This is a genomic window from Nitratidesulfovibrio oxamicus, assembly GCF_015731765.1.
Lineage (GTDB): Bacteria > Desulfobacterota > Desulfovibrionia > Desulfovibrionales > Desulfovibrionaceae > Cupidesulfovibrio > Cupidesulfovibrio oxamicus.
Map to the genome: position 1 here is coordinate 1 of NZ_VRYY01000799.1, position 10,986 is coordinate 10,986.

The 10,986-nt window shown below is 66.8% G+C and carries 8 protein-coding genes; all 8 read left to right on the forward strand.

Annotation, left to right across the window (positions count from 1 at the left end; genetic code table 11):
- Positions 1 to 165 precede the first annotated feature (165 nt).
- Complete coding sequence (locus FVW20_RS18640; protein WP_196610737.1) at positions 166 to 414, forward strand: hypothetical protein; 249 nt, start codon at positions 166 to 168, stop codon at positions 412 to 414.
- A 787-nt stretch (positions 415 to 1,201) separates the two neighbouring features.
- Complete coding sequence (locus FVW20_RS18645) at positions 1,202 to 3,625, forward strand: methyl-accepting chemotaxis protein (protein ID WP_196610743.1); 2,424 nt, start codon at positions 1,202 to 1,204, stop codon at positions 3,623 to 3,625.
- Between the two features lie 710 nt (positions 3,626 to 4,335).
- A complete protein-coding gene (locus FVW20_RS18650) occupies positions 4,336 to 4,620 on the forward strand; it encodes a helix-turn-helix domain-containing protein (RefSeq protein WP_196610738.1) in 285 nt (94 codons plus the stop codon).
- A gap of 10 nt (positions 4,621 to 4,630) precedes the next feature.
- The gene (locus tag FVW20_RS18655) at positions 4,631 to 5,023 is read left to right on the forward strand and encodes a hypothetical protein (RefSeq protein WP_167123502.1); all 393 of its coding nucleotides are present in this window, start codon (positions 4,631 to 4,633) and stop codon (positions 5,021 to 5,023) included.
- 417 nt (positions 5,024 to 5,440) lie between these two features.
- Positions 5,441 to 5,755 carry an isoamylase early set domain-containing protein gene (locus FVW20_RS18660; protein WP_196610739.1) on the forward strand — a complete coding sequence of 105 codons (315 nt, stop codon included), beginning with the start codon at positions 5,441 to 5,443 and terminating at the stop codon, positions 5,753 to 5,755.
- A gap of 466 nt (positions 5,756 to 6,221) precedes the next feature.
- Positions 6,222 to 6,983, forward strand: a complete 762-nt coding sequence (locus tag FVW20_RS18665) for a hypothetical protein (protein WP_196610740.1) — start codon at positions 6,222 to 6,224, stop codon at positions 6,981 to 6,983.
- Positions 6,984 to 7,019: 36 nt separating this feature from the next.
- Positions 7,020 to 7,781 (forward strand): GGDEF domain-containing protein, encoded by a 762-nt coding sequence (locus tag FVW20_RS18670; protein WP_196610741.1) that lies wholly within the window; start codon positions 7,020 to 7,022, stop codon positions 7,779 to 7,781.
- A 337-nt stretch (positions 7,782 to 8,118) separates the two neighbouring features.
- Positions 8,119 to 10,986 (forward strand): insulinase family protein (locus FVW20_RS18675; RefSeq protein WP_196610742.1); only part of this gene is annotated, 2,868 nt, incomplete at its 3' end.

The following is a 10,986-nucleotide window of genomic DNA, read 5'->3' on the forward strand; positions in this document are numbered from 1 at the left end:
GCTGCCCGGCGGCGAGCCGTGCATGTGCAGCGTCTCGCCCTACCGGGCGCCGGACGGCGCGGTCATCGGCGCGGTGCTGGTGCTGCGTCGCGATGGTGAGGGATGCCTTGCCGGTTCCGAGGGCCTTGCCGCGCGGACGGACGTGGCCGGGCACCGGGGGGTGTGATGCGCAAGCATCAGTTCGCCAAGATCGACTGCAACTGCACCCGCCGGGCCACGCATCTCAAGTGCATTTTCTGCGGAGTGATGGAATACCGCAGCCTGGACGAGGCGCGCCGCATGACCCCGGGGCAGGCCGAATGCGAGCACCGGGACGCCCCGCAGGTGCCGCCGCAGGAAAAGTTCCGGGCCTTGATGGGCGGCACGCTGGATTGCCTGGCCCCGGACTACGACACCCATTTCAAGCCGGACTGAACCCGGCTGAACCGGATCGAGCCTGCCTGGACCGGACGGAAGCGGGCCGGACGGAACGGAATCGGACAGAACCGGACAGGACCAAACGGGATCGGGCGGAAGCGGACGGAAGCGGACGGAAGCGGACGGAGTCGTTCCGGACGTGGTTGCAACGGGCAGCACCTGCCCGTCTGGTACGTCCCGAACCCCCGTGCCTCATGTCATCGCATGGCGGTCTTGCCTTCATCCCGGCGGGGCCGTTTTTCGTTCCGCAGTGCGTTTCGCCCTTCTCCAGCCTTCCCCCCCCGTCCCGTCGAACCGACGAATCGTCACGCCTGCCTCGTGCCGTGCCTACTCGTGCCGTGCCTACTCGTGCCGTGCTTGTCGCGCGCATGGCAGATCATTCCATTCTCCAAAAGTCGTGGTGGCTCGGCGCGTGAGCTTTGCCGGGCGGCTGCATGAACTCAGACGACGCAGACCTGACGCCTTGTCCGTGCTGCCGCGCAGGGCGGCGCCATGCTTCGTTGTGGTCTGGGGCTCAGTGTGCGGGGGGCGTCAACGCACAATCTATAACACCGGCTCATGCCATGGACGTGATGGCGTCATGGTGTCAGGCTTGCTGCATTGGTGCGGATGGTGTGTGCAGACGGCGGGCGATGCCATTCGTGTCGGAGCGTGCAGGTCGGGAACGATAGTTCTTGTTTTCACGATCTAGACATGCTGTTGTTTTTTCCGATATGGCAGGTAGTGTCGCAAGTTATACCGTACGCACGGGGGTGCGCGCGGAATCACCCAGATGGGGGTCATGATGGGCATTCGGCAAAAACTCTTTCTCCCCTTCGCTCTGTCGGTTCTGTTGCTGGGCGGCGGCGCATACTGGTTTCTGGCGGGCGAACTGACGGACCTGAAGGGGGTCTTCATACGCCAGATGGCGCGGGCCAAGGCCAACGAGGTCAGCCAGTCGGTGGAACTGCTGGCGGCGCAGGCGCTGGAGCAGGCCGCGCTGTTCTCGCAACTGCCGGCAGTGCAGGCGGCCTACGCCACGGCGCTTTCCGGCAGGATGGACGACGAGAAGGATCCCATGGCGCAGCAGGCGCGCGAAGCCCTGCGCCGCGAGCTTGCCGCGCACCTGGCCTCGTTCGAGGCGGTGACGGGCCGCAAGTTCAAGCTGCATTTCCACCTGCCCAACGGGCGCAGCCTGGTACGGCTGTGGAGCAAGAAGCAGATCAAGCGCGACGGGCAGGACCTGGACGTTTCCGACGACATTTCCTCCTTCCGCAAGACCGTGATGGACGTGAACCGCACCGGCCAGCCCATGAAGGGCATAGAAGTGGGGCGCGGGGGCTTCGACATCCGTGGCGTTTCTCCGGTAAAGGGTGCGGACGGCAAGCAGATCGGCTCGGTGGAGGTGCTCATCGAGTTCGCTCCGCTGCTCAAGATCGCCTCCAGCGCCGAAGGCGAGGACGTGCTGTTGTACATGAACGCCTCGCTGCAATCGCTGACCCAGGGCATGACCGATGCCGCCAAGCATCCGCGCGTGGACAACGACTTCATTTTTGCCGCGGGCAATCCGCAGATTCCCGCCGCCGCGCTGGTCACCCCGCAACTGCTGGCCGCCGGCAAGGTCGGCCTGAGCACCGCCGAGGGCGGCGACACCGCACTGGTGGCCTTCCCGGTCAAGGATTACCGGGGCGAGCAGGTGGGCGTGTTCGTGCATACCTCGAACATCAGCGCGGCCACGGCCATCTTCGAACGCTTCTCGGGCATCATGCTGGTGGCGCTGCTGGCGCTGCTGGTGGTGCCGGGGGTGGTGTTCTCCGTGCTGGTGTCGCGCTTCGTCACCACGCCGGTATCCCGCGTGGTGGCGCTTATCCGCGACATCACCGAGGACCGCGCCAACCTGAATGACCGCCTGAACGACGCGGGGCGCGACGAGATCAGCCAACTGGCCCGGTGGTTCAACCGGCTGATGGGCAAGATCGAGGACATCCTGTGCTCGGTGGAAGGCTACAAGAACGTGGTCAACGCCATCCCCGACCCGGTGTTTGCCGTGGACGACGAGTACAACATCATCCTCGCCAACACCGCCGTGGCCCGCATCGCCGGTGTGGACGACGGCGAGAAGGTGCGCGGTCGCCGGTGCAGTTCCATCTTCAACGCCTCCATCTGCGGCACCTCCAAGTGCCCCATCAACCAGGCCATGCAGCGCGGTGGCCGGTACGAGGCGGACATCGTGGAACTGAACATCCTTGGCCAGACCCGCTTCGTGCGTCCCTACGGCGACATCGTGCGCGATTGCCACGGCAACAAGGCCGGGTACCTGGAAGTGGCCAGCGACGTTTCCGAGCTGGTGATGAAGGAACGCGACCTGCACGCCCACATGGAGCGCATGGAAAAGGTCAACGCCGAACTGGTTTCCGTGGCCGGGCAGGTGGCCGACGCCACCGGATCCATCGAAAGCCAGACCGAGGGCGTGGTGCGCGGCACCGAAAACCAGCGCGGCCTGATCACCGAATCGGTGACCGCCATCGAGCAGATGAACGCCACCATCATGGAGGTGGCGCGCAGCGCCGCCAACGCATCGCGCCAGGCCGACAGCGGCCAGGCCCGTGCCCAGGAAGGCGCGCGGGTGGTGGACGAGGCTGTGGCCGCCATCGGGCAGGTCAGCAGCCTTACCGGCGTGCTGCGAGGCAACCTTGGCGAGTTGGGGCGGCAGGCGGAATCCATCGGCCAGATCATGAACGTGATCAGCGACATTGCCGACCAGACCAACCTGCTGGCCCTGAACGCGGCCATCGAGGCGGCCCGCGCGGGCGACGCCGGGCGCGGTTTTGCCGTGGTGGCGGACGAGGTGCGCAAGCTGGCGGAAAAGACCATGAACGCCACGCAGGAAGTGCGTCGGTCCATAGAGACCATCCAGTCCGGGGCCACACGCAACATTGCCAGCATGGAAGAGGTGGCCGGCGCCGTGGACAACGCCACCTCTCTGGCGGGCCGTTCCGGCGAGGCGCTGCGCGAAATCGTGGCGCTGGTCAACGACACCTCGGCCCAGGTAACGGCCATCGCCACGGCGGCGGAGGAACAGTCCGCCGCCAGCGAGGAGATAACCCGCAGCGTGAGCCAGGTCAGCGACCTGTCCGACGACACGGCCCGGCGCATGGAAGAGGCGGCGCGGGCCATCAACGACCTTGGTGCGCTGGCAGCGCGCCTGCGCGAGATCGTGCAGGGCTGACGCCCGCGCGGCGCTTGATGCAACACGGCCCGCTCCCGCAAGGGGGCGGGCCTTTTCGCGTTCTGGGATCAGGGTGCACCGGGCACCTTGGCGGCGCGGAGCGGAAGGGCACGGCCCGAGATGCATGAGGACATGCACGAGCGATATGCGCGGAAAATGCGCGCCAATGGGCATGCGCCGTCGGGAGTGGCGGCAGGTGCATGGTTGCCGCCCGTGGCGGCGTTGAGGATGCGTGGAGGTGCCCGTTGCGGTGAAGGGACGGGAATGGGCGTGTTCGTGTCAGGGTGGTCCGGGGCGGCCCGGGGCAATCGGCAACAGGGCGGGGTAGCCGGTAACAGCGCAGTGTAGCCGGAAGCGGCGTGGAAGGCCAAGGACCGTCTTGGATAAATAATGGTGATGCGTGTGCGCACCAGGTGGAGTATTGTTGACACCAGTTGATTGTAGGTGCTAGTCCGACGAAGAGATGGGCGCAGGCCGGAATATTCCGGCCTTCCCGACGGACCATGCGGGGCCGCCATGCGGCACCGGGGGGGCATGGCGGGTGGCCGACCGCCGCGAGAGTACGCGGCGCGAGGCCTGTAGCGGGTGCCGGATGGTGGGTGCGCCGCGTGCCTGCAAGGCATGGGGTGCGCCAAAAAGCGCCGGAGCGGGCAGTGTGCCCGCAGTGTCTGCATGGGCCTTGGGCGCCATGCATGCGGAAGGACGCGCCAATGGCCAAGACCACCTTCACCCTTGCGGAAGCGGCGGTTCTCCTGAGCTGTCACAAGGAGACGCTTCGCCGCGCCATCAAGGACGGCACGTTGCGGGCTGCCCGCCTGGGGCGCGGCTACCGCATATCGCGCAGTGACCTGGAAGCCTTCTGGACCGCGCAGGGCGGCGGCGCGCTGTTCGGCGACGGTGAATCCCCGGCGGATGTGCCGCCCGCGGAACGACCGGCGCCGAGCAAGGCGAAGAAGCCGGAAGGCCCCCGACAGCTAACCCTTCCCACATCGTGAGGAGGCGCGCATGGGTTCGGACATGACCTGCAGGGCGATGGAAGACATTTCGCTGCGCAACGACGCGGGCCACGACATCGCGTTCAAGGGGCGCCTGTTCTCCGAATGCTCGTGGTACGACGACGAGACCGGCGTGCTTACCCGCCAGAAGCTCTACGTCACCGAAGACAACGAGCAGATCTACTACATCGTCTCCGGCAGCGGCGCCGCGCGCAGCCGCCGCGCCTACCGCCTGCGCGTGGAAGGTGACCGCTGCGTCATCAACAACGGCGCGTGCGACATGTCCATGCAACTCGACATGCTGCTGCTGGCCGTGCGCGGCCTGTGCGGGCTTGATGCCGCACCGTCCGACGCGGCCCTGCTGGCCAGCGTGGAAGAGACGCTGAAAGCCGCCAACGGCTGAGGATGGTCGATCATCCGGCGCGAATTTCGTGCGCGCACCTTCCGGCTGGGGTCGGAGGGTGCGCGTTTCGCTTTTTTGGGGTGCGCTCCTCCGGTTCCGGTGTGCGAGGGGGGGGGAGGCGGGGCCACACATGTCTCGCAGGTGGATGCCTGGCGTCGATGCGGGCGCGCATGATGTCCGCGGGCGTGACTTCCGGCGCGTGAAACGGCGGGCCGCCCCGGCTTGCAGGCCATGGCGACGGTGGGGCCTTGGGGTCCCTCTCGCGCCCGGTCCGCGTTCTCTTTGCGCCCGGCCCTGTTCCTGATCCATCTTTCTCCGGGGTTGCCTTTTCGGATGGATAATGTTCCTGTCACAATATCCGGGTATCCTTTTACCGACAGTGTCCGGATTTGCGACCGGACACCATGGAGGTAAGACATGGCATTGACCAAGCAGTTCCTGAAGAGCAGGCCCGCCTGCAAGGTGAAGTTCCGCCTGGAGGCGGACGAGGTGAGCGAGGCCGCCGAGGTGTACCTTGTGGGCGAATTCAACGACTGGGACGAACGGGCCACCCCTATGCGCCGCCTGAAGGACGGTGCGTTCGTCGCCGAGGTGGAACTGGAGACGGGGCGCGAGTACCGCTTCCGCTATCTGCTGGCAGGTGGCGCCGAAGGCTGGCTCAACGATGGCCGGGCCGACAGCTACGAGTATTGCCCCTTTGCGGGAACCGACAACTCGCTGGTCAGCGTCTAGAGCCATCCAGATCCGAAGGCTTCTCCCAGCATCCGCCCGTCAGGGATGGCCCTCGTGTGGCCCGTGCGTCGCCGCAGTCCTGTCGGTTCCTCCGGTTCCGCCTGTTTCGCCGGGCCTGCCTGCCCCGCAAGTGTCTCGCCATTGCGGCGCGATCCCGTCGGGTGGCATGCCGGGGCTTCGCCCCTTTCCCCTTGTGCAACCACACGCCGTGGGGACACATATCGCGGGTCAACGGCGGTATGCCTGCCGGGACAACCGTGCCCCATGCGTGTCCAGCGGTCACGCGTTCAGGGCAACGCGTGTCCCCGCCACGTGCACGTAGCCGTCGCTCGCCCCGCCGGGAAGTCCCGTGCTGGCGGCGAATGTTTCACGGGACTTCTTGTCAACTACCCGGAACGGTTATATCATTGCACTAATGAACCGGTCGGGGGGCGGGTCGCCGTGAGCATGCAGGGGCGCAAGGGACATGTCGCAGACCGCAGCGCAGAGCATCAGGGATTTCGACCTGCTCGAAATGCCCATGGAAGGGGTGGCCGCCTACTGGCTTTCCCTGAAGAAGCTGGTGGGTAATCGCCGCAACTTCAAGGGAGTGGAGCAGGAGGCGGAGTTCACCTCCGAACCCTTCGTGCGGCATCTGCTGGAGATTGCCTTCAGCGGTGACATGGGCGAAGAACGCGTGCGCCGTTGCGCCGCCGCGCGGGGCGACCTGCTGCGCGGCGAACTGAACCGGCGGCTGGACCTGATGCGCGTGGCCGTCCTGGACGTGGCCGGGGGCGAAAACCCCCTGCGCACCATGGCCCGCATCGCCGCGCTCTATCCCGTCCCGCCCATCACCACCGAAAAGGCACTGGGCTACGCCCAGGAACTGTTGCGCCAGGCCGGGGAAAAGCCCCCCGCCGAACGGTTTTTCGACGTGTCCCATCGCCTGCAGGACGACAGGCTTGTCGTGGCCCTGCTGTTCTATGTCCTGCTTTCCCGCCACCATGGCAGAATGGCCTGCCGCCCCTTCCTGGAGCATCTGGGCTCGCGCTTCTTCGCTGACGGCATGGCGCTGGTGGCCGACGGCTTTGACGTGCCCTTCGTGCGCAAATGGCTGAAGAAACACAAGCTGGTTTTGCTGGACGACGTGCGCGACAAGATGGCCATGTCCGTGGAACTGGCCCTGGGCATCAAGGCCCGGCTGGGCTACGACGACGTGTTTCGCATTGCGCGCTCTTACATGCGCTAGGGGCGGTGTCTCATAAGCCAGCGCAGGGGGTGGAACATGGCGGGCAACGGCGGGGGCGGTGCGCAACGACCAAAGGTCCGGCTGCTGCGGCTGGCCCAGGGTGCCGCGCTGGGCCTTGGTGCCCCGCTGGGCTGGCAGGTGCTGTGCTGGCTGTTCGATCTCACGCCCACCCACCCCGACTATGAACTGGTGCTCAACGTGTACATGGCCGTGGGCGGCGTGCTGGTGTTTGCCGTGTTCGGCTACCATCTGGGCCGCAAGGAACAGCGCCTGGAACGGCTGACGCTGGTGGACCCCCTGACCTCGCTGTACAATCGCAGGCATTTCGAACTGATGCTGGAGGCGGAGTTCGCCCGGCATCTGCGCGACGACGCCGATCTTTCACTGCTCATGCTCGACATCGACCACTTCAAGCAGGTCAACGACACCTGGGGCCATCAGGAAGGTGACCAGGTGCTGATGACCCTGGCGGGCATCCTGCGGGCGGGCCTGCGCGCACAGGACGTGGCAGCGCGGGTGGGCGGAGAGGAATTCGCCGTGATCATGCCCGGCGTGGGCGGCGCGGGTGCCCTGGCCGCCGCCGAACGGCTGCGCGTTGCCGTGCGCGACGGCATTTTTCTGGTGGGGCCGGGCACGCGCATTCCGGTGCGCATATCCATCGGCGTGGCCAGCACCGAACGGCTGGCCATCTCCGGTCCCACGGAATTGTTCCGCCTGGCGGACGACGCCCTGTACCGGGCCAAGAGACTTGGGCGCGACCGGGTGGAGCCTGCCTGGCCTGGCGGCGCCGGGAACTAGCTGTTTTTCTGCCGAGGACGTCCGCTCCGTCTCTTCTGCCAGCCTGGCTGTTGCGGCTCCTCCTCTGTGGCGTTGCGGGGCTGCCGCCCAGATGTTCCCCCGTCGCCTCCCGTCCGATGCCTGCGTGGTCCCGGTTGCCATGACGCCGCGAAATGTTCATGGTAAAGAGCCGCGGGGCGTCGGCACGCCATGGCAAAGCGCACGGCTTCAGGCGCGCCGTTCCGACCGGGCCGCCCTTTCGGCCATGCCGCCTTGCCCCCCCTTGCGGGCCAGATCCGCCCCGGCCTTGCCCCAGCCCTGCACAGTCATGACATCCCCCTACGGAGGAATCCCACGCATGCAATCCCACGGGTTCGATCTCGTTTTCGAGCGCACCGTCCATGAACTGAACAGCCGCATCCGCCTGTGGCGCCACGGCGCTACCGGCGCGCAACTGCTTTCCTGCTGCAACGCCGACGAGAACAAGGTCTTCGGCGTCACCTTCCGCACGCCGCCCTCCGATTCCACAGGGGTGGCCCACATTCTTGAGCATTCGGTGCTCTGCGGGTCGGAAAAGTACCCGGTCAAGGAACCCTTCGTGGAATTGCTGAAGGGGTCGCTGCAAACCTTCCTCAATGCCTTCACCTACCCGGACAAGACCTGTTACCCGGTGGCTTCGGCCAACCTGCAGGACTTCCGCAATCTGGTGGACGTGTACCTGGACGCGGTGTTCTTTCCGCGCATCACGGAAGAAATCTTCCGGCAGGAAGGCTGGCACATAGAGGCCGACGCGCCGGAAGGCCCCTTCGCCTACAAGGGCGTGGTCTACAACGAGATGAAGGGCGTGTATTCATCGCCGGAATCCATCCTTTCCGAGCAGTCGCAGCAGGCGCTGTTCCCGGACATCACCTACGGGCTCGATTCCGGCGGCAACCCGGAACACATCCCGGACCTGACCTACGAGCAGTTCGCCAATTTCCACGCCACCTACTATCACCCCAGCAACGCCCGTTTCTTCTTCTGGGGCGACGACCCGGAAGAGGACCGGCTGGCCTGCCTGGCCGCCGTGCTGGCGCGCTTCGACCGCATCAACGTGGATTCCGCCGTGCCCTTGCAGCCCCGCTCGGACACGCCGCGCATGCTTGAAGTCCCCTACGCCGCGTCAGAGGGCGACGACAGGGGCATGGTGACCATGAACTGGCTGCTGTGCGAAACCGCCGACGTGGAGCGCAACTTCGCCTTCGAGATGCTGGAGCACATCCTGCTGGGCCTGCCCGGCTCGCCCCTGCGGCGCGCGCTGATCGAATCGGGCCTGGGAGAGGACGTGGCGGGCGTGGGCCTGGAAAGCGACCTGCGCCAGATGTATTTCTCCGTGGGCCTCAAGGGCATCGAACCGAAGACCGCGTCCGACGTGGAAATGCTGATCATGGAAACCCTGGCCGACCTGGCGGAGGACGGCCTGCCCGCCGACGCCGTGGAAGCCGCCGTGAACAGCGTGGAATTCGCCCTGCGCGAGAACAATTCCGGTCGTTACCCGGTGGGGCTTGCGGTGATGGTGCGCAGCCTGACCACCTGGCTGTATGACGGCGACCCGCTGGCCCTGCTGGAATGGGAAGGGCCGCTGGCGTCCATCAAGGCCCGCATTGCCTCGGGCGAACGGTACTTCGAAGGGCTGATCCGCCAATGGCTGCTGGACAACCAGCACGTGGCCACGGTGCTGCTGACCCCGGACCGCACGCTGGCCGACCGGCGCGAGGCCGCCGAGGCCGCCGGGCTGGAGGCATACCGCCAAGGCCTGCGCCAGTGCGAGCGCGTGGCCATGGTGGAGGAAACCCGCGCCCTGCGAACCTTGCAGGAAGCTCCGGACAGCCTGGAAGCCCTGGCCGCCATCCCCGGCCTGCAGCTGGAAGACCTGCCGAGGGAAAACCGGCCCATCCCCAGCGAGGACCGGCAGGCGGGCGCGGTGCCCGTGCTGTTCCACGACCTGGACACCTCGGGCATCGCCTACACCGAAACCACCTTCGACCTTTCCGCCGTGCCCGCCCATCTGGTGCCTCTGGTCCCGCTGTTCGGGCGCGCCCTGTTCGAAATGGGCACCGCGAAGCGCGACTTCGTGGACCTTGGCATGCGCATCGCCCGCAAGACCGGCGGCATGGAGGCGGACACCCTGTTCGCAACCACCCTTGGCGCGCGCCAACCCGTGGCGCGGCTGGTGGTGCACGGCAAGGCCACCCGCGACAACGTGCCCGCGCTGTACGACATCCTGTCCGAGGTGCTGCTGGAGGCGAAGTTCGACGACCGCGAGCGTTTCCGGCGCATGGTGCTGGAAGAAAAGGCGCGGCAGGAACATGTGCTGGTGCCCTCCGGCCACGGCATCGTCATGGCCCGGCTGCGCGCGGGCTACAACGCGGCGGGCTGGCTGGACGAGGCCACCACCGGCGTGTCGTATCTGGCCTTCCTGCGCACCCTGGCCGAACGCATGGAACAGGACTGGGACGGCGTGCTGGCCGACCTTGCGGCGCTGCGCGGTTTTGTGTTGCGTCGCTCCGGCTGCCTGATGAACCTTACCGCCGATGCCGATGTGGCAGGGCTGGTGTCCGGACCGGCTGCTTCCCTTGCCGCCGCGCTACCCGACGCGCCTGCCCCGGCCCAGACCGACGGGTGGCATCCCGCAGGCATCGCGGCAGAGGCCGAGGCGCTGGTCATGCCTGCCCAGGTCAACTACGTGGGCAAGGCGGCGGACCTGTACGGCCTTGGCTATGCCTACCACGGCTCGGCCAACGTGGTGTTCAAGCACCTGCGCATGGCCTTCCTGTGGGACAGGGTGCGCGTGCAGGGCGGGGCGTACGGCGCGTTCTGCGCCTTTGACCGGGCCAGCGGCCTGCTGACACAGGTTTCGTACCGCGACCCCAACGTGGCCGCCACGCTGGACGTGTACGACGCCACGGCGGACTACCTGCGCCGCGTCTCGCTGTCGTCCACCGAACTGGCCAACGCCATCGTGGGCGCCATCGGCGACGTGGACAGGCACATGCTGCCCGACGCCAAGGGCTCCGCCGCGCTGTACCGCAGCCTGGTGGGTGACTCCGACGCGGCGCGCCAGCAGATGCGCGACGAAATCCTGTCCACCACCAACGACCACTTCCGAGCCCTGGCCGACGTCATGGCCGAGGCGGCCCGCACGGGCCGGGTGGCGGTGCTGGGCGGCGCGGCGCTGGAGCGCGTG